Below are 23,029 nucleotides of genomic sequence, written 5' to 3'. Positions count from 1 at the left end.
ATCAGACACCTGCTTTCTTGAACGTCAGAGGAACGATGGTGTTGGCATCGTAACGTGCGGTGCATTCCGCCACGTCGCTGGCACCTGCCTTACAGGTCACTTCCGGCATCGGATAGCGTGAACCGTCGGTGCAACGAGCGTTTCCGCGCGTTTTGATCAACAGCTCGCCGTTGCTGTGTAATCCGGAAAAGACGTCTACCCGGCAGACAATGTTGTCGCCATGCACAACCCGGGCGAAACCTTTATTGTTCTGGATCTGGTAGCGCAGCGACGGCGGTTTGCCGGTGAGCGGATCCTGCACATCGAGAAACGCGCGCCAGGTGCCATTCAGGAAGCGCGTTAACCCCGCTTTGACCTGGTTTGCCTCCATCACCATCGCATCTTTCGGTATCGCGGTAATGACCACTGGTTCGGCTGCCGGTGCAGGCGTTTTCACCTTCGGCTCTACCACTTCGGCCTGGTGCAGCGGGAGTTTCAGCTCAAGCGGCTCGACCGTCTTTACGGGGGCCGGAGCAATGGCAACAGGCACTGGCGCTGGTGTGGCAACAGGCGCTGCGGTCAGGGCCTGTTTTGGCCAAAGCAGCGGGGTGGCAATGGCCGCAATAATGACGGCGGCAACCGGCAGCAACCACAGGGGGGAGCGACGTTTTTTCTGCATGGCCGCCGGTGCGGGCTCTGGCGGCGCGGCGTTCATGCGCACCGGCTCTGGCGTATACAGTTCATCTTCGGTGATACGGACGGTAGCCACAGGCGTGATAAGCGGCGCGTCGGCCTGCTCAAAGGTCACTACCGGGGCCGGTTCTTGCTCCTGTTCAGGTTCAGGCTCGTTAATCACCACTGGCTCAGGTTCAGGGACCAACGATTCGCGCAGGCAGTCCAGCACGTCGTCGCGCGCGTTCTCGTTAAGATTGACGAAACCCCAGAAGCAGATCACCGGTTTGCCATCCACCAGGAAAACAAAGTTTTCACCGGGAAACTGAAAGGCTTTTGAGAGCAGAGAGCCAAACAGTTGCTGCGCCGTTTTCGGTGACTGAAGGCATTTTTTACTCAGAGACTCCACGCTGGCGAGCGTGTTTTCCAGATAGCGTAGGGCGCGATAACGATCATCTTCATCCGCCGCCTTCCAGCTGGAGACGGTTCCCTCAACCGGGGAGTACCAGTCAACGCGATCGCCGCCGTCGTAGACCTGGGGGATGGCCAGACAATCGACGATAGCCTGTTGTTTGCGCAACCGAAGCGCTTCGCGGATTTGCAGCGCTGATTCAAAAACGGCCTGTCCGCCGCCACCAACGGCCTGAAAATCATCCAGATTACCGCTGCGTAAAAGTGTTTTTGCCACGATTTGGTCCTGTAGACTTCTTCACGCCATTACTTTAACGAAACAGCTAAGCAAGCAAACGGCGGAGGAGACGATAAAAGGGACGATTTCTTGCGGCATTGATCGTGATGGTTGTGCTTGACGAATAATGAACCTTAAGGCAAATCGGTTTCTGCGGGGTGATGCTAAAACCAGCGAAATGTACGGCTTTAGAATAACCTGATAGTGATTCGTTATTTGTCAGGCCAATACGTCTGTGCTGTTATTACTGTTCACTATAATAAAACCGAAAGGGTAATAACCATGTCTACAGGGAAAACCGTGCTCGCCCTCGCGCTGAGCGCGCTGCTACCGGCAAGCGCCGCATGGGCGGCAAATAAAGACACCATTATCTACTGCTCCGAGGCGTCGCCGGAGTCGTTTAACCCGCAGATCGCCAGCTCTGGACCTTCGTTTGTCGCCAGCTCGCAAACGCTGTATAACCGTCTGATTAACTTCGACCCGGTAAAAAACACGCCGGTGCCTTCTCTGGCCGAGTCGTGGACCATTTCGCCAGACGGCAAAACATACACGTTTACCCTGCGTAAAGGGGTAAAATTCAACAGCAATAAATACTTCAAACCTACCCGTGATTTTAACGCTGATGACGTTATTTTCTCCGTTATGCGTCAGAAAGACCCTAAGCATCCCTATCACAATGTTTCCCAGGGTAATTACGAATACTTTAATGACGTGGGCCTCGACAAGCTCATTCAGGATGTGAAAAAGATCGACGATTATCACGTCCAGTTCACGCTGAGCGAACCCAACGCGGCGTTCCTGGCCGACTGGGGAATGGACTTCGCCTCGATCCTCTCTGCCGAGTACGCGGACGCGATGCTGAAAAAGGGGACACCTGAAAATGTGGACACCTGGCCAATCGGCACCGGCCCGTATGTGCTTCAGCAGTACAAGGTGGATTCGCTGATCCGCTACGTCGCCAATCCGAACTACTGGGACGGTGAGGTGCCGACCAAACACCTGATCTTCTCCATCACGCCAAACGTTGAGACGCGTCTGGCGAAGCTGCAAACGAACGAGTGTCAGATCATTCCTGCGCCGTCGCCGGTGCAGTTTGAAGCGATCAAGAAAAACAAAGACCTGACCCTGCACTCGGTGGATGCGCTGAACGTGGGGTACCTGGCGTTCAACACGGAGAAAAAACCGTTTGATAACGTGCTGGTGCGCCAGGCTCTGAATTACGCGACGGACAAAAAGGCCATTGTGAACGCGGTCTTTATGGGGTCTGGTACGGTCGCTAAATCGCCGATCCCGCCGAACATGCTCGGCTTTAATAAAGACCTGAAGGATTACGGCTACGATCCGGAAAAAGCGAAAGCGCTGCTGAAGCAGGCGGGTCTGGAAAAGGGCGCGGAAGTGACCCTCTGGTCCATGCCGGTTCAGCGTCCGTACAACCCGAACTCACGACGCATTGCGGAGATGATCCAGGCTGACTGGGCGAAAGTGGGTGTGAAGGCGAAAATCGTCTCTTACGAGTGGGGTGAGTACCTCTCCGGCATGCGTAAAGGCGAGCATGATTCCGCGCTGTTCGGCTGGATGTCTGATAATGGCGATCCGGACAACTTCGCCGATGTGCTGCTGGGTTGTAACAGCATCAAAACCGGATCTAACGCCGCGCGCTGGTGTGATAAGGGGTATGATGAGCTGGTGCAAAAGGCCAAACTGACCAGCAACCCGGACGAACGTGCGAAGCTGTATGGACAGGCACAGGAGATTTTCTATCAGCAGGCACCGTGGATTGCGTTAGCTAACGGCAAAACGTTCTACGCGACCCGCAGCAACGTGACCGGGTACAGCGTGAGTCTGATGGGCAGTGACTTCTCGAAAGCGAAGCTGAACTGATCGTATTCTTGCCGGGGGGCGGCTATGCCTTACCCGGCCTACAGTTAGCACCCGGCACGTGATAAGGAGTGACAATGTCACATTTAAACAAAGTTATCGCCCGCGTCGATGCCACCATCGAAGAGAGCGTGATTACCCACATGAACGAACTGCTGATCGAATTAAGCGACGATGCAGAGCTCAGCCGTGAAGATCGTTATACCCAGCAGCAGCGCCTGCGTACCGCGATTGCGCATCATGGCAAGCAACATAAAGAAGAGGCGGAGGCACGCCATGCCCACCTCACGCAGGGTGGGACTATCCTGTAAGGGTTAAAACTGGCGCCGTGCCACCAGCCAGGCGCCAACCACCAGCATCACTGCGCCGCAGACCGGGCCAACCAGCGCGCGCAGGGGAACGCCGTTGCTCTTGAGGATGTCCATCACCAGACCGCCAATCAGCTGGCTTGCCACCAGTACGGCAATGGTCGTTGCCGCGCCCACATTCTGATATCCGCTAATACTGGCAAAGACAAAAAATGACCCCAGCAGGCCGGGGATCAGCGTCCACCAGCGCACCGTTGACGCCAGTTCGTTAAACCCCGCCATGCCATTTTTCACCAGCAACATGCTGACAAACAACACAATCCCCACCAGCGAGTTCAGCAGCATGGCGATAAGAATGGTGGAAGAGGATTGCGTAATGCGCACCATAAGGGTGTTTTGTACCACCAGCCCAATCCCGGCGGCCACCAGAAATGCTAACGTCAACGATTGATTCATGGCAGAGCATCCGGATCGCTGCGCTCATCGAGCTGGAGTTGCATAAAGGTTAAATCCAGCCAGCGACCGAATTTGGTTCCTACCTGCGGCATATTTCCGGTGGTAATAAAGCCCAGGGTTTCATGCAGATGAATCGACGCCTGGTTCTGCGCCTCAATACCGGCAACCATCACATGTTTACCAATCTGGCGGGCTTCCTTAATTAATTCCGTCATTAGCAGTCGACCAATGCCTTTGCCCTGATGATCGGGATGAACGTAAACCGAGTGCTCCACCGTATGGCGAAAACCGTCGAATGCTCGCCAGTCGCCAAATGAGGCGTATCCCGTCACTACACCTTCTTCTTCACTGACCAGCACCGGATAACCCAACAGCGTGCGCGCCTCAAACCATGCAATACGGTTATCGGTATCGACAGTTGTATCGTTCCAGATTGCGGCGGTGTGCAGCACCGCATGGTTATAAATTTCACCGATAGCGGCACAATCTTCTTTGCAGGCATGACGAACAATCATGGTTAACCTCTGGCTGTGTTGTTCACTATAGTAGTATGATTTTCTCACAATATTACACAGTTCATGTATTCCATCGCTACGACAAAATCCCTGTTTTTTTGTCACAAAACTGCCCCGAAAAACCATCCGTACACTATAGTATGACGTCATGAATACAATGACAGACAATATGAATCAACGCATTAGCGCCCGCATACGCCTTGAACGCGAGTCGCGTGGCTGGTCATTAAGCGAACTGGCCGAACGGGCAGGTATCTCACGCGCCATGATCCATAAGATTGAACGGGGTGACAGTAGCCCAACGGCGACGCTGCTTGCGCGGTTATCCGGTGCCTTCGGTATTAGCATGTCTACGCTCATTGCGCGCGCGGAAATGCAGGAGGGCAAACTGTTACGTCTGGCGAACCAGCCCGTCTGGCGCGATCCGCAAACCCACTATTTGCGTCGCCATGTGTCGCCGCGCACCGATATGCCTATCGACCTCGTCCAGGTGGAGCTACCCGCAGGCAGCGATGTGCCGATGCCCGCTTCCTCTTACGCGCTGGCGCGACAGCTGATTTGGTTGCAGGCAGGTGAACTGGTCTTTCTGGAGGGGGATACCCGCCATGAAATGAAGGCCGGAGATTGTCTGGAACTCGGGCCGCCGAACGACTGCCGGTTTATCAACGAAACGGATGAATCGTGCCTCTATCTGGTCGTGCGGCTTAATCAGTCCGGCTCATAATGCAAAGGCGATCCGCTGGATAACGTGCCAGACTTGAATGACATTTTCAGCAGTAAGGAGCGAAGAATGAATCAATCAACTACGCAAAACCGACGCTGGGTACTGGCTTCCCGTCCACACGGCGCGCCGGTTGCCGAAAATTTCCGCCTGGAAGAGCAGCCGATCCCCACGCCCGCAGAGGGACAGGTGTTATTACGCACCGTATGGCTCTCGCTTGATCCGTACATGCGGGGCCGTATGAGCGATGCGCCATCCTATTCACCTCCTGTCGAGATTGGTGCGGTGATGGTGGGCGGCACGGTAAGCCGCGTCGAGACCTCCCGCCATCCGGATTATAAAGAGGGTGAATGGGTGCTGGGTTACAGCGGCTGGCAGGAGTATGAACTGTCCGACGGGCAGGGGCTGGTGAAGCTGGGTGAAAACCCGTCGCATCCTTCATGGGCACTCGGCGTGCTCGGGATGCCGGGCTTCACCGCGTATATGGGGCTGCTCGATATCGGCCAGCCTCAGGCAGGAGAAACCCTCGTCGTGGCGGCGGCCACGGGGCCGGTTGGCGCAACGGTGGGGCAGATCGGAAAAATCAAAGGGTGCCGGGTCATCGGCGTGGCTGGCGGGGAGGAGAAATGCCGTCATGCGGTCGACGTGCTCGGTTTCGACGCCTGTCTGGATCACCATGCGGATGATTTTGCCGAACAGCTGGCGAAAGCCTGCCCGCAGGGCATTGACGTGTATTATGAAAACGTCGGCGGTAAAGTCTTTGACGCCGTGCTGCCGCTCCTGAATACCTCCGCGCGCGTGCCGGTTTGCGGACTGGTCAGCGGCTACAACGCGACCAACCTGCCGGAGGGGCCGGATCGCTTGCCGCTGCTGATGGGGACCGTCCTGAAAAAACGCATCCGCATGCAGGGCTTTATCATCGCTCAGGACTATGGTCATCGTATCGTCGAGTTCCAGCAGGAAATGGGACGCTGGGTGAAGGAAGGCAAAATACACTATCGCGAGCAGGTCACCGAAGGGCTGAACGCGGCGCCGGAGGCGCTGATTGGGCTGCTGGAAGGGAAAAACTTCGGCAAGGTCGTGATCCGCGTGGCGGCGGACTAAACAGAGCATCGGTTATGGCGGGCAAAGTCCGCCATAATTATTTGTGAAGATACGATATATTGTCTTTAATTAATCCATAAGCATTGCGCGCCATCGGCCCAGCTGAGCCAGAAGTGGTAAACGTAATAGTAATTGAACAATTTTTATTTTAACGCGCGCCCTTCATACCAGGCATGACGATACAGGATATATCAAACCGGCGATGTTTTTTTAAACAGTCGCTGAAAATGGCATTTTGTTTTGGCTACGGGAATTAAACATGCTTGATTTGGAAAACCTGGAAAAAGCACAAAGAATCAGTCTGACGATGCAAGTTGAGAACAGTTTAAAGGGAGCGTTAATTACGGGCTCATTAAAACCTGGGGCTCGACTCATCACGAAAGAGATTGCGGATAAATTAGGCACCAGCATCACACCAGTGCGCGAAGCCCTGCTGCGCCTGGTGTCGGCAGGCGCATTACAGGCCACGCCTGCTCAGGCGTTTTTGGTGCCAGAGGTTACGCTGGAGCGTTATAACGAAATTAACGCCATCCGAAAACAGCTTGAGCCGATGGCCGTTGCGGCGGCATGTCAGAATATGACCGAGACCAAACTGGGTGCATTACGCGCGCTGTCAGATAACTTCAGCACCGCCATGCATCAGGGCGACGTGCAGAAGGCGATCCATGCCAACCGCGTGTTCCGGTTTACGCTCTATCAGTATGCCGAAATGCCGACCCTGAACTCGCTGATTGAGCAGCTATGGGTACGGATTGGTCCGTGTATCAACTACCTGCACGAAGAGATGAAAGATATCCCTGCCACGACTTACCATTATGCCGATCTGCTTTCTGCGCTTGAGCAAAGGGACGTGACGGCCAGTCGGGAAGCGATCGACCGAGCCATTGATGAAGCCAATATCCTCCTGCAACGGCAATACTACAGTTAAGGATCGCACTGGCGCACTTATTTTTTTATTCGTTTTAAACTTCCCTGAGTATATTCCCGGCGCTTAAGGCTACCGGGAATGATGTTATTTTTTTACCGGCAACGTGCGCTGCCGGAAAATGTTTTACTCAAAGCGATAAGAGACCGACAGGCCCACGCCATAGTTACGGCCAGGGGCGGGTTCGTAATAGCGATTGTAGCCGGCGTTTACAATCTCTGAACCGACGTACTCTTTATCGAACAGGTTATCGACGCGACCAAAGATGTCCATTCCCCATTTGCCGTAATTGAGTTTATACCCGGTATTCAGACCGACCACGGTATAAGAGGGCGCTTTGGCGGTATTGGTGTCGTTTGCCATCACGTCGCTCATGTAGCGGGCATCTGCCCCCGCGTACCAGCCTTCCTCAGGCTCCCAGCCAAACGACGCATACCCCATATTACGGGCAATCCCCGGCATTCGGTTGCCGCTACAATCTGCTTTATCGCAGACGTTGGTACGGTAGGTCGCATCGAGATAGGTCCACGCCATTTTCAGCTTCCAGTTTTCGGCAAACTGCTGGTCAAGCGCAATTTCCACACCCTGACGGCGCGTTTTCCCCGCATTTTTGTAGGTAGTGCGACCATCTTTGTTTTCGTCCACTACGATCTCGTTGTCGGTATCCGTGCGGAACAGCGCCGCCGTCAGGATGCCATTGCCGATGCGGGTTTTGCTGCCAATCTCATAGGTGTTGTTGGTTGACGGTTGCAGGTTGATATTGAGGCCGCCTTTGCCATCAGAACGGTATGAGAGTTCGTTGATGGTAGGGGTCTCAAATCCCCGTCCCGCCGCGGCATACAGGTTCCAGGCGTCGGTCACGGCGTATTTCACCGCACCAGCCGGGAGCCATTTATGGTAGCTGGCGTCACCGCTGTCATCGCCGTTTTGAGGGGTAATGTAATGATCGTTGGAGTCAAACCAGACGGAGCTGTAACGCACGCCCGCCTCAACGGACAGCTTTTGCGTGAGCTGCCATTGGGTTTGCAGGTAGGGATCAAGGTTCCACATCAGGTTACGTTCGTCACGGCGTTTGTTACCCTTCACGCCAAAATCCGGCACGCCGTTGTTCATCACGAAGTTTTCATACCCGCGGCGATTTTCACTCATATTTTCGTAGTTCAGGCCGGTGGTAAACGTTACCGGCACCAGAAGCTCACCGCGGTGGGTCCAGCGGGTATCAATACCCTGATAGTGGCGCTGCATATCAATTACGCCACCCGAATGCGCAGGATTTTCAGTCTGCGCGGTATCCGGAATGGACTGGTACTGGGTCATTTCACGCTCACCGGCGTACATCATCACGCTGAGGTCGTCCTGTTCGCTCAACTGACGGTCGTAGCGGATCCCGGCCTGGGTCTGCTTAATGGTTTTACGCGTGTTGTACTGATCGCCACGGGGTGACTGGCGTGGGTTGTTCTGCCACTCCTGATAACTCAGTCCGCCCGGATCGTTGGCTTTCATGTCGACGCTGTTAAAAATCAGCGTTAGCTTGCTGACATCATCAATGCGTACGCCCAGTTTCGCATTGGCGAGGTTTTTCCGTGCGCCGCTGTGGTCGCGATAGCCATGGGTGGTGAAGCGGGTTGTGGATACCGCATAGTCCACATCCCCCGCCTGAGTCCCGTCGCCCACCGCACCGGTGGCCTTCATGCCGTAACGCCAGGTGCCGTAACTGCCGTAATAGCTGCTGGCTTCAATTGTGGCTGGCTGTTGTCCGGTCTGGGTGTTGATGTTGATTACGCCGCCGGAGGCATTGCCGTACAGGGCAGAGAAGGGGCCGCGCAGCACGTCGACGCTCTCAATGCTGTTGAGGTCTATGTTTGACGTCTGCCCCTGGCCGTCGGGCATGGTTGCCGGAATGCCGTCCACGTACATGCGGATCCCGCGTACGCCGAAGGTTGAACGCGCGCCGAATCCGCGAACGGAAAGTTGCAGATCCTGAGCATAGTTCTGGCGGTTCTGGATTTGCAGGCCAGGCACGCTCCCAAGGGATTCAGAAAGGTTGATGCGCGGTGTGGCATGTCGCATATCCTCGCCGCTCACCACGCTGACTGCGGCCGGGGTGTCCAGTTCGGAGACAGTTTGCGGCGTGGCGCTGACGATCAGGGTCTGTTCATCCGCGGCCATCGCACTCAGCGGGCCAAAAATGACGGGAGCGAACAGCAGGGGTAGTGATGCCTTGCGGGCAGTAATAATTTTCATGGAGTAAACCGGTTAAGAAAAATTCGAACCAAATCAACTGGAACCTGTGTATATATGTTAAATCCTTTGTAAATGTTATGAAAACTATAACCGCACATTTCGTGAATGTAAGGCTTTGAAGGAAAGAAATACTCCACATTCAACTGATTAATGATTACTATTCTCATTAAAATAACGGCAAAGCGATGACTTTGCCCACCGGAAGTGATGTCAGCGGTAAATCTCCTCATTTAAAAAGGAATTGTTATGTCTTTACGTCATCTGTGCTCGCCGCGCCTGCGTGGGTCTCTGCTGTTGGGCTCTTTACTGTTTGCCGGTACGTTCCAGGTTCATGCCGCTGAAGAGATGTTGCGCAAAGCGGTCGGCAAGGGCGCGTATGAAATGGCCGTCAGCCAGCAGGAAAACGCGCTGTGGGTTGCGACGTCACAAAGCCGCAAAACCGATAAGGGCGGCGTGGTTTATCGTCTGGATCCGGTCACGCTGGAAGTGACGCAGGCGATTCATAACGATCTCAAGCCGTTTGGCGCCACGATCGATAACGCCACCCAGACGCTGTGGTTCGGTAACACCGTCAACAGCGCCGTGACGGCGATTGACGCCAAAACGAGCGAGGTGAAAGGGCGCCTGGTGCTGGACGATCGCAAGCGTAGCGACACGGTGAAGCCGCTTCAGCCGCGCCAGCTGGTGGCCGATGACACGACCAATACGGTGTACATTACCGGCATCGGCAAGGAGAGTGTGATCTGGGTTGTTGATGGCGCAACGCTGAAGCTGAAGGACACTATCACGAACACCGGCACGTTCAGCACCGGACTGGCGCTGGATGCGAAGGCAAAACGCCTGTATACCACCAATGCGGACGGCGAGCTGGTGACCATTGATACGGCAACCAACAAAATCCTCAGCCGTAAAAAAGTGCAGGATGACGGAAAAGAGCACTTCTACCTGAACCTGAGCCTGGACACTGCCGGCCACCGTGCGTTCGTGACGGATTCAAAACAGCCAGAAGTGCTGGTGGTGAATCTGAAAGATGGCAGCGTGATGCAGAAAATCGCCGCGCCAGAATCGCTGGCCGTACTGTTTAACCCGGCGCGTAACGAAGCCTATGTGACGCACCGCGAGGCGGGCAAGGTGAGCGTGATCGACGCCAAAACTTACAAAGTGACCAAGACCTACGATACCCCGGTTTACCCGAACAGCCTGGCGCTGTCCGCGGACGGTAAAACGCTGTACGTAACGGTGAAACAGAAATCAACCCGTCAGCAGGAAGCGACCCAGCCTGACGATGTGATTCGTATCGCGCTCTGATGTGGGATTTGCCCGGTGGTGGTGCGCTTACCGGGCATAAAAAAACCATGAAATGCAGGCCGGGTAAGGCGAAGCCGCCACCCGGCTTTTTTATTAACGCGACGTCTCTTCCACCAGTGGACCGTCCTGTTTGTCATCTCCAGGATGAACCGGTGCGGTACTGTGGATTTCATTCACGCGTTTACGAACGCCAAACCAGCCAGCAATCAACAGCACCGCCAGCAGCGGGATTGTGGCGATGGTGTAGGTACCGTTCGGGTAGTCGAAGGCCATCAGCACCAGCACGCTCAGCAGGAACAGCAGGGTAAGCCAGGAGGTCACCGGTGCGCCCGGCAGCTTGAAGCTGACGTCAGCCGCTTTTCCTTCTTTGATCGCTTTGCGCAGACGCATCTGACACACCACAATAAAGGCCCAGGAGGCAATAATGCCCAGTGCAGCGACGTTCAGCACAATCTCAAACACCTGAGACGGCACCAGATAGTTCAGGAACACGCCAAAGATATACACCACCAGAGTGGCCAGAATACCCGCGTAAGGCACCTGCTGCTTGCTCATCTTCGACATAAACTTCGGCGCAGAGCCCCCCATCGACATGGAGCGCAGGATACGGCCCGTCGAATAGAGTCCGGAGTTCAGGCTGGAGAGCGCGGCGGTCAGTACCACGATGTTCATGATGCTGCCCACGTACGGCACGCCCAGCTTAGAGAAGAAGGTTACAAACGGGCTTTGGCCCGCCTGGTATGCGTTCCACGGCAGCAGCAGAACCAGTAGCACCACGGAGCCCACATAGAACAGGCCGATACGCCAGATCACGCTGTTGATGGCTTTTGGCACCATCGTCTGCGGATCTTTGCATTCACCTGCCGCCGTACCGACCAGTTCGATGGAGGCAAAGGCGAACACCACCCCCTGCACCAGAACCAGCGCTGGCAGCAGGCCGTGCGGGAAGAAACCACCGTTATCGGTAATCAGGTGGAAGCCGGTTGCGTTACCGTCCAGCGGTTTACCGGTGCCGAGGAATACGGTCCCGACCACCAGGAAGATCACAATGGCCAGCACCTTAACCAGCGCGAACCAGAACTCCATTTCGGCGAACCATTTCACGCCGATCATGTTCATGGTCCCGACAATTGCCAGCGCTCCGAGGGCGAACGCCCACTGCGGCACATCGCCAAACGCGCCCCAGTAGTGCATATACAGCGCAACGGCGGTGATATCGACAATACCGGTCATTGCCCAGTTAACGAAGTACATCCAGCCCGCGACATACGCGGCTTTTTCACCAAGAAACTCGCGGGCGTAAGAGACAAAGCTGCCGCTGGAAGGGCGGTGGAGTACCAGTTCGCCGAGCGCACGAAGGATGAAGAAAGAGAAGATCCCGCACACCAGATAGACCAGGGCGAGAGCGGGGCCAGCCATTTGCAGACGTGCGCCTGCACCTAAAAACAGACCTGTACCGATAGCGCCGCCGATGGCGATCATCTGCACCTGACGGTTGCCCATCGCCTTGTGATAGCCCTCTTCATGAGAGTTCAACCAGCGACGTTTCGCAGCATGATGATCGGCTGCGCTTTTATTGCTTGTTTTCATTGAGTTACCTGTTTGCCTGTCTGAACCATTAACGTGATAGTCCTGCCTGGCAGATGCCGAAACAAACGATTGCTTCTGCGCAGACACATGCTGCCTTTCCAGTCATTCTGTGTATGGATAAGGCAAAACATGGCGAGGCATCCTACCCGCAATTGATAAGCGACGCAAAATATAACCGTGCCGAAAGTGATGCACGTCGAAGGAAATCGTGTGGTCAGAGCAGACGGGGATCACAACGCGCTGAATCGTGGCGTTTTTTTAGGCAAAAAGGTCTGCGAATGCTGATTTAATCATCAGGTTTACTTAATAGTTACTTATAGGTAGAGACTATGTATGCCGCAGGGCTGCAATGAGTAATGCAAAGGCGGTAGTGTGCTGGCGGCGGCTCGGATAATACAGATGGTATCCCGTAAAAGCCGGACACCAGGCTTCAAGCACACCCACTAACCGGCCCTTAGCAAGGGCGTCCTGAACCGCATCTTGCGGAACATACGCCAGCCCCAGACCGTTTTCGGCGGCATCGATGCGCTGCGGCAGGCTGTTGAGGATCAGCTGGCCGTCAACCCGCACGCGCAGCTCACGTCCGTCCCGTTCAAATTCCCAGGCATATAATCCGCCGCGTGTGGGCAGGCGCATATTAATGCAGCGGTGCTGATCGAGCTGCTCCGGCGTTTTCGGTATGCCGAAACGTTGCAAATACTCTGCTGACCCGACAACCGCCATGCGCATGTCCGGCGCAATACGTACCGGTCTTTTAACATGGCGGCTTACTCGATTTATGAATTGAACTCATGGTTCCTTTCTGATTATGCACTCTAATGCTCCCCATGGCTTTACGCTACTGTTAACGCAACAGCAAACGAGGAGTAAATCATGAAAATTATCCGTAGCGGTTCGTTACCTTCCGTTCGGGGTCCAGAGGCCTGGTTTACCGGCAGCGTGCGCATTGACGCGCCTTTCCAGGCGACTGAACCGGCAAAAGTCGGTGGCGCGACCGTCACCTTTGAACCCGGCGCACGTACCGCCTGGCATACGCATCCTCTTGGACAAACGCTGATCGTGACGCAGGGGCGCGGCTGGTTACAGGAGTGGGGGAAAGAGGCGGAACCGCTGAATCAGGGGGATATCGCCTGGATCCCACCCGGCGTGAAGCACTGGCACGGCGCAAGCGCGCAGACGGCGATGACTCATATCGCCATCGCAGAAGCGGTCGACGGGAGTCCGGTGGCGTGGCTGGAGAAGGTCACCGACGAGCAGTATCCGAACGAGTAGTCTGGCGTTTCGTAAACAAATTATTAACGTTATGATTCGATCCGTTTTCTTCAGCATTTGCAGGCGGAACGGTGAAAATCAATATCATAGGTACCAGCGGAAGTGGGAAAAGCACGTTTGGCAGGCGAATCGCGGAGGCGCTGGCTATCCCTTACATTGAGATGGACAGGCTTTACTGGCGAGCGAACTGGCAGGGAACACCGGACGATGAGTTTCTTGCAACCCTGGAAAAAGCGCTCGCCGCCTCGCCTGACTGGGTCCTGGACGGGAATTACAACCGCACACGCGACGTTAAGTGGCGCGACGTCGATCTGGTGGTGTGGATAGATCGTGGGTTTATCCGCACGCTCTGGCAAGCGGTGACGCGGGCCTCCAGACGCGCCTGGCACAAACAGGAGCTCTGGCCCGGCACGGGGAACCGCGAAAGCTTTCGTCGGTCGTTCCTTAGCAAGGACTCTATTATCATCTGGACGATCAAAACCTGGCGCAGCAACCGCAAACGCTATCAAGCGGATATGCAAAACCCGCAGTACAAACACATTCGCTTTCTCCGCATTACCCGACGGCAGGATGCCGAAAGACTCATTGCCTCGCTTAAATCACGCCGATGACAGACTCTCTATTGCCGTTTTCCGGCAATCCAAATGTAAATTAATTGTTTCTCAGAGGTGAAATCCGCCTTTAATAATGACGACATGTTAAGTCAAACGAGAACGCAACATGTCATGGCGAATCAGCATTCTGGATAAAAGCCCCGTCGCAGAACACGAAACAGCCGCCGATGCGCTGGCGCGAACCTTAGCACTGGCGCAGCAGGCAGAAACGCTGGGTTATCACCGCTTCTGGATTGCCGAACACCACAATACCCCGCAGCTTGCCAGCCCCTCGCCGGAGCTGCTGATTGCCTGGATCCTCGGGCAAACAAAGCGTATTCGCGTGGGCTCAGGCGGCGTCATGCTGCAACATTACAGCCCCTACAAAGTCGCCGAAAATTTTAACGTACTGGCCGCCATTGCGCCGGGCCGGGTTGATCTGGGCGTTGGCAAAGCGCCCGGCGGTCTGCCGCTCTCTACCCGCGCCTTGCAGTACGGCCTAAATCCGCAGGAGAAAGGCAGCTTTGCGGACCAACTGACGCAGCTTGATCGCTGGATCCGCCCTGAAAATCAGTCAGCGGAGGAGGACGTTCGCGCCACGCCGCTGCCACCGGCGCCTGCCCGGGGATTCCTGCTGGGCGCCAGTACCGAAAGCGTGCTGCTGGCGGCCTCCCTCGACTGGCATTTTGTCTTTGCCGCCCATCTGAATGGTGATCCTGAGCTGCTGCGCGAGGTCGTCACAGCCTGGCGTCAACACAGCGTCCGGGAGGTGATTGTGGCCGTGCAGGTCATTGTTGCCCCAACCCAGGCTGAGGCCGATGCGCTGGCGCAGAAGGTTGAAGTGTGGGGTGTGGAGCTGGCAAACGGACAGCGCGTCACCGTCGCCAGCGAAGAACAGGCCTACGCCTTTGCGCGGCAGGCGGGGAGTGAACCGGTGCGCATTGCGCGTCGGGCGCAGTCTCTGCTGGCCGGAACGGCGGCGTCGGTGCTTGAACAGCTCAACGCGCTGCATCAGCAGTGGGGGATTGACGAATTTATCATCGACACGCCGGTCGCTGATGGCGCAACGCGCGTGCAGTCCCTGCGACTGCTGGCCGAGGCGCGTCTTAACAGGGAGGTTACCGTATGAGCTTTAGCGAACAACTGATTGCCTGGCGCCGTGAGCTGCACCAGAACCCTGAACTCTCCGGTCAGGAGGTCGAAACAACGGCCCGCCTGCGCGAGTGGCTGACGGCAGCCGGGATTGCGCCGCTGCCTTACGATCTCCAGACCGGGCTGGTTGCGGAGATCGGCACGGGCAACGCACTGGTTGCGCTGCGCGCCGATATCGACGCGTTACCCATCGACGAGCGCAGCGGGGTGCCGTTTAGCTCCCGGCGTGCCGGGGTGATGCATGCCTGCGGACACGACATTCACACCAGCGTGATCCTAGGCGCCGCGCTAAAGCTGAAAGAGCGGGAAGCCTCGCTTAACGGTCGCGTGCGGATCCTGTTCCAGCCTGCGGAAGAAAATTTCGGCGGAGCGAAAAGCATGGTGCGGGCCGGGGCGTTACGCGACGTACGCGCGATTTTCGGGATGCATAACGAGCCGTCACTGCCGGTCGGCGAGTTTGCCACGCGCGGCGGCCCGTTCTATGCCAACGTCGATCGCTTCGTTATTCACGTGACCGGCAAAGGCGCGCATGCCGCACGTCCCCATGAAGGCAACGACGCCATCGTGCTGGCAAGCCAGCTGGTAACCGCGCTGCAAAGCGTAGCCAGCCGTAACGTCAATACGCTGGATTCGGTTGTTCTGAGCGTGACGCGCATCGCCGGGGGGAATACCTGGAATGTGCTGCCGGAAAGCGTTGAGCTGGAGGGCACGCTGCGCACGCACCGCACGGAAGTGCAGCAGAACGTGAAAGCGCGCGTCGGTGAAATCGCCGCCGGATTTGCCAGCGCCTTTAGCGCGCAGATCAACATCACCTGGTACGCCGGGCCCACCGCGCTGGTGAACGATGAGCACTGGGCCGTGTTTGCCACCTCGGTCGCGCGCGAAGCGGGATATGAAACCCGGCATGCGGAACTGCACATGGGCGGGGAGGATTTCGCGGTCTATCTGCAAAACATACCCGGCGCGTTTGTCAGCATTGGCAGCAACAGTCCGTTTGGGTTACATCACCCGGCATTTAACCCGGACGAAGCATTAATCGAACCCGCTGCCCGCTATTTTGCTCAGCTCGCGGAAAAAGCCCTGCAACACTTTTAATTAATTTGAGGTGAATATGACTGCACATCGTCAATTGCGGCTGGGGACCATTTTGCATGGTGCATCCGGTAATATGTCTGCCTGGCGCCATCCCGCGGCGGTCGCGGATGCCAGCATTAATTTTGATTTCGTTAAAGAAACGGCTTTAAAAGCAGAAGAGGGCAAGCTCGACTTTATATTTGTGGCCGACGGCCTTTATATTAACGAGAAATCCATTCCGCATTTTTTAAACCGCTTTGAGCCGCTGACGGTGTTGTCCGCGCTGGCGAGTATCACCTCGCGCCTGGGGCTGGTCGGCACGTTGTCCACCTCCTACAGCGAGCCCTTCACCGTTGCACGCCAGTTCGCCAGCCTCGATCACCTGAGCAACGGACGCGCGGGCTGGAACGTGGTGACGTCACCGCTGGAAGGGTCAGCCAGGAACTTCTCACGTGAAAAACACCCGGAGCATGCGCTGCGCTACCGCATTGCCGATGAGTATCTCGACGTGGTGAAAGGACTGTGGGATTCCTGGGAAGGGGATGCCTTTATCCGCAATAAAGAGAGCGGACAGTTCTTTGATGCGTCGAAACTGCATACTCTGGATCACCACGGTGATTTCTTCCAGGTTTCCGGCCCGCTGAATATTGGCCGCACGCCGCAGGGACGTCCGATTGTCTGTCAGGCTGGCGCGTCCGACGACGGTAAAAAGCTGGCGGCAAAACACGCTGACGCCATCTTTACCCACCATGACACGCGGGAAGAAGCCCAGGCTTTTTACCGCGATGTTAAACAGCAGCTGGAAAGTCACGGCCGTCGCGCAGGGGATTTACATATATTCCAGGGCGTCAGCGTGATTGTTGGAAACGACGCCGATGACGTAGAAAACCAGTATCAAACTACGGCGGCACTGGTCTCCATTAATGATGCGCTGAATTACCTCGGACGATATTTCGAGCATCACGACTTCAGCCAGTATCCCCTCGACGCGCCGTTCCCGGATATTGGCGATTTGGGCAAAAACAGCTTTCGCAGCACCACCGATGAAATCAAGCGTAACGCCCGTGAGCGCAACTTAACTCTGCGTCAGGTCGCGCTGGAAGCCGCATCGCCGCGCCCGCGTTTTTCCGGCACACCGGAGCAGGTGGCCGATGGTTTACAGGCCTGGTTCGAAGAGAAGGCGGCGGATGGCTTCATCATTCAGGGCGGCACGCCGGACACCTTCCCGCGCTTTGTTGACCAGGTGGTGCCCGTTTTACAGGCGCGTGGCCTGTTCCGCACCGACTATCCCGGCACCACGCTGCGCGAAAGTCTGGGCTTAGACGAGCCCAAAAATCAGTTCACACAACAATAAAAGAGAAAAACGCTATGCAGAAATCATCGCTTATTCTGGCGCTTGCGCTGGCCTTTACCCCTGCCGTCTGGGCAGAGAACGTCAATATTAACGGCACCGGCGTGAGCATTGAGGCCAATAAAACGCCGATCAATACCGCCAAAAACAGCGATGCGATCGCGCAACTGCCGAAAGACTATCGTTTTGCCGTGCCGGGGAAATTTACCGTGGCGGTGGCGGGACTGAATCAACCGCCACTGACGGTCTTTTCCGACGACAACAAAACTCTGCTGGGAAGTGAGGTCGACATCGCGCGTCTGGTAGCGGACAGCCTCGGACTGGAGCTGAACGTGGTGCCCACCTCTTGGGAGGACTGGCCGTTGGGGGTTGCCTCCGGGAAATACGACGCGGCTATCAGCAACATCACCGTCACTAAAGCGCGCAAAGAGAAGTTCGACTTCGCCACCTACCGCAAGGATTCACTTGGCTTCTACGTGAAATCCACCAGTCCGATCAACTCGCTTGTGAAGGCAGAGGATATCGCCGGGCTGCGCATCATCGTGGGTTCCGGCACCAACCAGGAGGCCATCCTGCTGGCATGGAACGAAGAGAACCTCAAAAAAGGGCTTAAACCCTTTACGCCGATCTACACCAAAGACGACGCGGCCCAAACACTGGCGCTTCAGTCCGGACGCGCGGACGCCTACTTTGGCCCGAACGTGATCGGTGCCTGGAAAGCGGCGCTTAACGGTAAAACCAAACTGGTCGGCAGCGTCGATGGCGGCTGGCCGAAGGCAGCGCATATCGCGGTGACGCTGAAAAAAGGCAGCGGCCTGGCCGAACCGGTTCAAACCGCGCTGAATGGCGCGATCAAGAACGGAGATTACGACAAGGTGCTGAACCGCTGGGGGGAAGGCGTGGAGCGTATCCCCAGTTCCGAAGTTAACCCGGCGGGTCTGGGCGATTAAGGAGGCGCTATGCGCGAACAATTTCGTGACGTTTCGCCAGAAGATACCGATCTTCAGCCTATTATCGAGGGGCTTTTTGGTGAATACGCTGCTCGTTACGGCGACTACTTTTCAAAGGATGCGGAAGTCGAGCTGACAGAGTGGTACCTGGCGCCGCAGGGGCTGTTTATCGTACTGGAGCGCGATGGCGAGATCATCGCCACCGGGGCGTATAAGCCCTTCGACGAACATACCGCAGAGATCAAACGTATCTGGACGAATAAAACGCTGCGCCAGCAGGGGCTGGCCGCGCGCGTGGTACAGGAGCTGGAGCGCCGGGCGGTGCTGGCGGGCTACAGCCACATCTACCTGACCACGGGGTTTCGTCAGCCGGAGGCGGTGCGGCTCTATCTCAGCCAGGGGTATCAGCCGCAGTTCGATCTCAACCGCGACCCGGAAGAGTACAGCCAGCCGCCGTTCGACGGTCGGCTGCGTTTCACCAAGACGCTGATCCGCGAAGCGCTCAGCAAAACCGCATAAGGAGCGACGATGAGCAACGTTGAAACCATAAAAGTGGTCCCGGCACGTTATCCGCTGCGCGCTGCTGGCGCCGTGGTGGCGCTGTTTGTGCTGGCGGTCGTGATCCAGTCCGTGGCCTTTAATCCGCGCTGGGAGTGGGCGGTATTTGCCCGCTGGTTCTTCGACCCGGTGATCCTCGAAGGCGTCGGCCAGACGCTGCTGCTGACGTTGATAAGCACCGTACTGAGCGTGGTGATTGGCGGCATGCTGGCGCTGGCGCGGCTCTCGTCATCATGGCTGTTGAGCAGCCTGGCGTGGGGTTACATCTGGCTGTTCCGATCGCTGCCGCTGATCGTGGTGCTGATTATCCTCTATAACTTCTCCTATCTCTACGACACGCTCTCTCTCGGCGTGCCTTTTACCGACATTACCTGGGGCAGCTTTGAAACCATCAACGTTCTCGGGCAGTTTTCTACCGCCATCGTGGGGCTGACGCTGGTGCAGAGCGCCTATACTGCGGAGATCATTCGCGGGGGCTTCCTTGGGGTCGACCACGGTCAGTATGAGGCGGCCGCTGCGCTAGGTCTGCCGGCGTGGCGTCGCACCGTGCGCATAATTCTCCCGCAGGCGCTGCGCACCATCCTGCCGTCCGGGTTTAACGAAATTATCAGCCTCGCAAAAGGGACGGCGATGGTGTACGTGCTGGCGATGCCGGAACTGTTCTACACGATCCAGATGATCTACAACCGCACCCAGGAGGTGATCCCGCTGTTGATGGTGGGGGCCGTCTGGTATCTGGTGATCACCACCGTACTGTCTGCCATCCAGCATGTTATTGAGCGTGGACTCGCCCGCAGCGAGCGCCGCTCCGCCGTAAACCAGAACCGGGCGGCGAGTCGCTCGCGTTCGGTCACCACTTCGCCAGCACAGGAGCCTGTTCATGCAAGCCTCTCCTGAAGGACACATTTCCATTACCGGCGTCAGTAAGTTTTTTGGCCGACATAAAGCGCTCGATAACGTCACGCTTGAGATCCCGCCGGGCTCCGTGACGGTGATCCTCGGCCCCTCTGGATCGGGAAAATCGACGCTGCTGCGCGCCATTAACCATCTGGAGCGCGTAGACGAAGGCTTTATTCAGATTGACGGGGATTACATCGGCTATCGCCGTCAGGGTGACAAACTCTACGAACTAAAAGAGAGAGAGATCCTCAAACAGCGCGTCAACGTTGGGTACGTGTTTCAGAACTTCAATCTTTTTCCGCATCTCACGGTGCTGGAAAACCTGATTGAAGCACCCATCGCGCATAAAAAGTTCAGTAAAAAAGAGGCTGTTGAAAACGCCTACAGCCTGCTGGATGTGGTAGGACTGCGCGATAAAGCCGATGCCTGGTCGCGTCACCTCTCCGGCGGCCAGCAGCAGCGTATCGCCATTGCCCGCGCGCTGGCGCTGCGCCCGCGCGTGATGCTGTTTGATGAACCAACCTCGGCGCTGGATCCGGAACTGGTTGGCGAAGTGCTGGACGTAATTAAAAAACTCGCCCGTTCCGGCACTACGCTGGTGGTGGTCACCCATGAGATCGGCTTTGCCCGGGAAGTGGCGGACCAGGTGGTATTTATGGTCGACGGTAAAATTGTGGAGCAGGGCAGCAGCGATGACGTTTTAAACCGACCGTCTCATCCGCGAACGCGCCAGTTCCTCTCAAAAGTGCTGTAAGGAGCGCAGATGAAATATGGACTCCTGGCGGGGCTGGTCTTCACGACGGCGAGCCACGCCAGCATTGATTTAAAGGCCAACGAACAGCCGCTGCCGGTGACGGTTGATCAACAGGCAGTGGCGAAAATCCCGGCGAACTATAAATTTGTTGAGCCGGGTACCCTCACGGTGGCGATTTCAGCCCTGAATTCTCCGCCGCTGGCGCTGCTGGCCAGTGATAACCGCACCCGTATTGGCAGCGACCCGGATATCGCCCGGTTGCTGGCGGGCAGTCTGGGGCTGAAGCTGAAGCTGGTGCCAACGGCGTGGGAAGACTGGCCGCTGGGGATCACTTCCGGGCGCTATGACGTGGCGTTGGTGAATATCGCCGTCACCGAGCAACGTAATGAGAAGTTCGATTTTGCGACCTATCGCGTCGATTCCCTGGCCTTCTCGGTGAAATCCACCAGCAACGTACAGTCGATCACCAGTGCGAAAGATCTGGCCGGGAAAAAGGTGATTGTCGGGTCTGGCACCAATCAGGAGCGTATTCTGCTGGGCTGGAACGAAGAGAATAAAAAGGCCGGGCGCGAGCCTGCGTTGCCGGTTTACCTGACCGACGACGCCTCAGGCAATCTTTATATTCAGTCCGGCAGGGCGGATGTGTTCTTTGGACCGCAGTCCGTTTCGGCCTACAAAGCCGCGTTAACCGGCAAAACCCGCGTCGTGGGTTTAGGCCCGAAGAAAGCCTATGTCGCCACCACAACCAAAAAAGGTAATGGGCTGGTGTATGCGTTGCAGGCTGCGCTGGACGGTGCGATTAAGCGCGGGGAGTATCAAAAGGTGCTGGCGCGCTGGGGGGAAGCGGGCGAAGCGGTGACGTCTTCAGACGTTAATCCGCCCGGGATAACCTACTAATGGTGCTCTATACCCTAAATAATTCGAGTTACAGGAAGGCGGCAAGGGAACGAATCCCCGGGAGCGTACATAAGTACGTGACTGGGGTGAGTGAATGCAGCCAACGCACCTGCAACTTGAAGTATGACGGGTATACACTTAGGGTTTTCATCCCTGAGGGGGCAACATGATCAAACTCTATGGCGTACCTGGCTGGGGATCGGCAATCAGTGAAGTGATGCTGACTCTGGCAGACATCCCGTATCAGTTCGTCAACGTGGACGGGTTTGACCAGCCCGGCCCGCAGCGCGAATTGCTGTTGAAACTGAACCCGCTGTGCCAGGTGCCGACGCTGGAGCTGGAAAACGGGGCGATCGTGACGGAAACCGCGGCGATCGCCCTGATGGTGCTCGACAGACGTCCCGACCTCGCGCCGCCCGTTGGGCAGGCCGAGCGCCAGCAGTTTCAGCGCCTGCTCATCTGGTTTGTGGCGAACGTCTATCCCACCTTTACGTATGCAGATTACCCGGAACGCTGGGTGCCTGATGCCCCGGAACAGTTGAAGAAAAACTGCATTGAGTACCGAAAATCGCTTTATCTGTGGTTCGACAGCCAGCTCAGCGCCTCGCCGTTTGCGTTTGGCAAACAGCTGACGCTGCTTGACGTCTATATTGCCGTTGCGCGTACCTGGGGTCCACGCCATGAGTGGTTTGCCACCAACACGCCTAATATTACCGCCGTCGCGGATGCCGTCTGCGCGCTGCCGGAACTGCACAAGGTGCTAAAAGCTAACGATATAATCTGATAACGTGGAACGCTCACCTATAAAAGGAGCCCTGCCCATGCCACATGTTGATATCAAATGTTTTCCACGCGATCTGACTGACGAACAAAAAACGGCCCTGGCGGCGGATATCGCCGAAGCGATCGCCCGTCATCTGAACAGCAAAGATCGCTCAATCTCCGTGGCGCTTCAGGAGATTCAGGAAGCTGACTGGAAGGTGCAGGTCTGGGATACCGAGATCGGCCCGAAACTGGATGAACTGATTAAGAAGCCCGGCTATTCGATGTAACTTGCCTGCCGGGTGGTGCAATATCACCCGGCGATCCCCATTTTTATTCCCTTTCGCAAAAATCGATAATAAAAACCATAACGATTCC

Annotated in this window: 21 protein-coding genes and 2 pseudogenes; 17 read left to right on the top strand and 6 right to left on the bottom strand. The window is 56.3% G+C overall.

The annotated features are described in order from the left end of the window. Position 1 precedes the first annotated feature (1 nt). Positions 2-1,339, bottom strand: a complete 1,338-nt coding sequence (locus SK47_RS10885) for an SrfA family protein (protein WP_048244148.1) — start codon at positions 1,337-1,339, stop codon at positions 2-4. Between the two features lie 282 nt (positions 1,340-1,621). Between SK47_RS10885 and SK47_RS10880 the strand changes: the two genes are divergently transcribed. After that, the gene (locus SK47_RS10880) at positions 1,622-3,220 is read left to right on the top strand and encodes an ABC transporter substrate-binding protein (RefSeq protein WP_003856968.1); all 1,599 of its coding nucleotides are present in this window, start codon (positions 1,622-1,624) and stop codon (positions 3,218-3,220) included. A gap of 74 nt (positions 3,221-3,294) precedes the next feature. Beyond that, a complete protein-coding gene (locus tag SK47_RS10875; protein ID WP_003856971.1) occupies positions 3,295-3,528 on the top strand; it encodes a YdcY family protein in 234 nt (77 codons plus the stop codon). Positions 3,529-3,531: 3 nt separating this feature from the next. On the opposite strand, the gene SK47_RS10870 is transcribed toward SK47_RS10875, so the two are convergent. Both SK47_RS10870 and SK47_RS10865 read right to left on the bottom strand, forming a co-directional pair. After that, positions 3,532-3,981 carry a DMT family transporter gene (locus tag SK47_RS10870; protein ID WP_003856973.1) on the bottom strand — a complete coding sequence of 150 codons (450 nt, stop codon included), beginning with the start codon at positions 3,979-3,981 and terminating at the stop codon, positions 3,532-3,534. Then, a complete protein-coding gene (locus SK47_RS10865) occupies positions 3,978-4,496 on the bottom strand; it encodes a GNAT family N-acetyltransferase (protein WP_003856975.1) in 519 nt (172 codons plus the stop codon). Before SK47_RS10865 ends, SK47_RS10870 begins: the two co-directional genes overlap by 4 nt. Positions 4,497-4,644: 148 nt before the next feature. Here SK47_RS10865 and SK47_RS10860 point away from each other — a divergent pair, with 148 nt between their 5' ends. The 3 genes from SK47_RS10860 to SK47_RS10850 all read left to right on the top strand — a co-directional run bounded on the left by SK47_RS10860 (position 4,645) and on the right by SK47_RS10850 (position 7,249). Beyond that, positions 4,645-5,220, top strand: coding sequence for a helix-turn-helix domain-containing protein (locus tag SK47_RS10860; RefSeq protein ID WP_003856978.1), 576 nt, complete (start codon positions 4,645-4,647; stop codon positions 5,218-5,220). 66 nt (positions 5,221-5,286) lie between these two features. Continuing rightward, positions 5,287-6,321, top strand: a complete 1,035-nt coding sequence (locus SK47_RS10855) for an NADP-dependent oxidoreductase (RefSeq protein WP_048244146.1) — start codon at positions 5,287-5,289, stop codon at positions 6,319-6,321. 259 nt (positions 6,322-6,580) lie between these two features. Then, positions 6,581-7,249, top strand: a complete 669-nt coding sequence (locus tag SK47_RS10850; RefSeq protein ID WP_032658540.1) for a GntR family transcriptional regulator — start codon at positions 6,581-6,583, stop codon at positions 7,247-7,249. 123 nt (positions 7,250-7,372) lie between these two features. On the opposite strand, the gene pqqU is transcribed toward SK47_RS10850, so the two are convergent. Next, positions 7,373-9,490 carry a TonB-dependent receptor PqqU gene (gene pqqU, locus SK47_RS10845; protein WP_023314203.1) on the bottom strand — a complete coding sequence of 706 codons (2,118 nt, stop codon included), beginning with the start codon at positions 9,488-9,490 and terminating at the stop codon, positions 7,373-7,375. A 246-nt stretch (positions 9,491-9,736) separates the two neighbouring features. On the opposite strand from pqqU, the gene SK47_RS10840 reads away from it, so the two are divergent. After that, on the top strand, positions 9,737-10,798 hold the full coding sequence (locus SK47_RS10840; protein ID WP_032658537.1) for a 7-bladed beta-propeller protein YncE: 1,062 nt from the start codon (positions 9,737-9,739) through the stop codon (positions 10,796-10,798). 93 nt (positions 10,799-10,891) lie between these two features. On the opposite strand, the gene ansP is transcribed toward SK47_RS10840, so the two are convergent. Then, entirely contained in the window at positions 10,892-12,388 is a 1,497-nt protein-coding gene (ansP, locus tag SK47_RS10835) for an L-asparagine permease (protein WP_048244144.1), read from the bottom strand. A gap of 327 nt (positions 12,389-12,715) precedes the next feature. Then, positions 12,716-13,135: pseudogene (locus SK47_RS10830) on the bottom strand (LysR substrate-binding domain-containing protein); the annotation flags it as partial. Between the two features lie 126 nt (positions 13,136-13,261). On the opposite strand from SK47_RS10830, the gene SK47_RS10825 reads away from it, so the two are divergent. The 11 genes and pseudogenes from SK47_RS10825 (at position 13,262) to pptA (ending at position 22,941) form a co-directional block, all read left to right on the top strand. Then, complete coding sequence (locus SK47_RS10825; RefSeq protein WP_048244142.1) at positions 13,262-13,660, top strand: (R)-mandelonitrile lyase; 399 nt, start codon at positions 13,262-13,264, stop codon at positions 13,658-13,660. Positions 13,661-13,731: 71 nt separating this feature from the next. After that, the gene (locus SK47_RS10820) at positions 13,732-14,271 is read left to right on the top strand and encodes a shikimate kinase (protein WP_003856993.1); all 540 of its coding nucleotides are present in this window, start codon (positions 13,732-13,734) and stop codon (positions 14,269-14,271) included. Between the two features lie 109 nt (positions 14,272-14,380). Beyond that, the gene (locus SK47_RS10815; RefSeq protein ID WP_045342988.1) at positions 14,381-15,382 is read left to right on the top strand and encodes an MsnO8 family LLM class oxidoreductase; all 1,002 of its coding nucleotides are present in this window, start codon (positions 14,381-14,383) and stop codon (positions 15,380-15,382) included. After that, positions 15,379-16,500: an amidohydrolase gene (locus SK47_RS10810; protein ID WP_045346240.1), complete on the top strand. Its 1,122-nt coding sequence runs from the start codon at positions 15,379-15,381 to the stop codon at positions 16,498-16,500. The genes SK47_RS10815 and SK47_RS10810 overlap by 4 nt, the downstream gene beginning before the upstream one ends. 16 nt (positions 16,501-16,516) lie before the next feature. Next, positions 16,517-18,780: pseudogene (locus tag SK47_RS24290) on the top strand (NtaA/DmoA family FMN-dependent monooxygenase). A gap of 9 nt (positions 18,781-18,789) precedes the next feature. Further along, positions 18,790-19,299, top strand: a complete 510-nt coding sequence (locus SK47_RS10795; protein ID WP_022651238.1) for a GNAT family N-acetyltransferase — start codon at positions 18,790-18,792, stop codon at positions 19,297-19,299. Positions 19,300-19,308: 9 nt separating this feature from the next. Beyond that, on the top strand, positions 19,309-20,235 hold the full coding sequence (locus tag SK47_RS10790) for an amino acid ABC transporter permease (RefSeq protein WP_023324689.1): 927 nt from the start codon (positions 19,309-19,311) through the stop codon (positions 20,233-20,235). After that, positions 20,219-20,992, top strand: a complete 774-nt coding sequence (locus SK47_RS10785) for an amino acid ABC transporter ATP-binding protein (protein WP_003857007.1) — start codon at positions 20,219-20,221, stop codon at positions 20,990-20,992. Before SK47_RS10790 ends, SK47_RS10785 begins: the two co-directional genes overlap by 17 nt. A 9-nt stretch (positions 20,993-21,001) precedes the next feature. After that, positions 21,002-21,889 (top strand): transporter substrate-binding domain-containing protein, encoded by an 888-nt coding sequence (locus SK47_RS10780; RefSeq protein ID WP_048244138.1) that lies wholly within the window; start codon positions 21,002-21,004, stop codon positions 21,887-21,889. Between the two features lie 166 nt (positions 21,890-22,055). Continuing rightward, positions 22,056-22,673: a glutathione S-transferase family protein gene (locus tag SK47_RS10775; RefSeq protein ID WP_006810732.1), complete on the top strand. Its 618-nt coding sequence runs from the start codon at positions 22,056-22,058 to the stop codon at positions 22,671-22,673. A 37-nt stretch (positions 22,674-22,710) separates the two neighbouring features. Further along, entirely contained in the window at positions 22,711-22,941 is a 231-nt protein-coding gene (gene pptA / locus SK47_RS10770; protein ID WP_023314195.1) for a tautomerase PptA, read from the top strand. Positions 22,942-23,029: the final 88 nt, after the last annotated feature.

It is taken from the genome of Enterobacter sp. BWH52, from assembly GCF_001037565.1.
GTDB lineage: Bacteria > Pseudomonadota > Gammaproteobacteria > Enterobacterales > Enterobacteriaceae > Enterobacter > Enterobacter hormaechei_C.
Note: the sequence above shows the minus strand (reverse complement) of the source record. Positions and strands in the feature narration are given on the sequence as shown.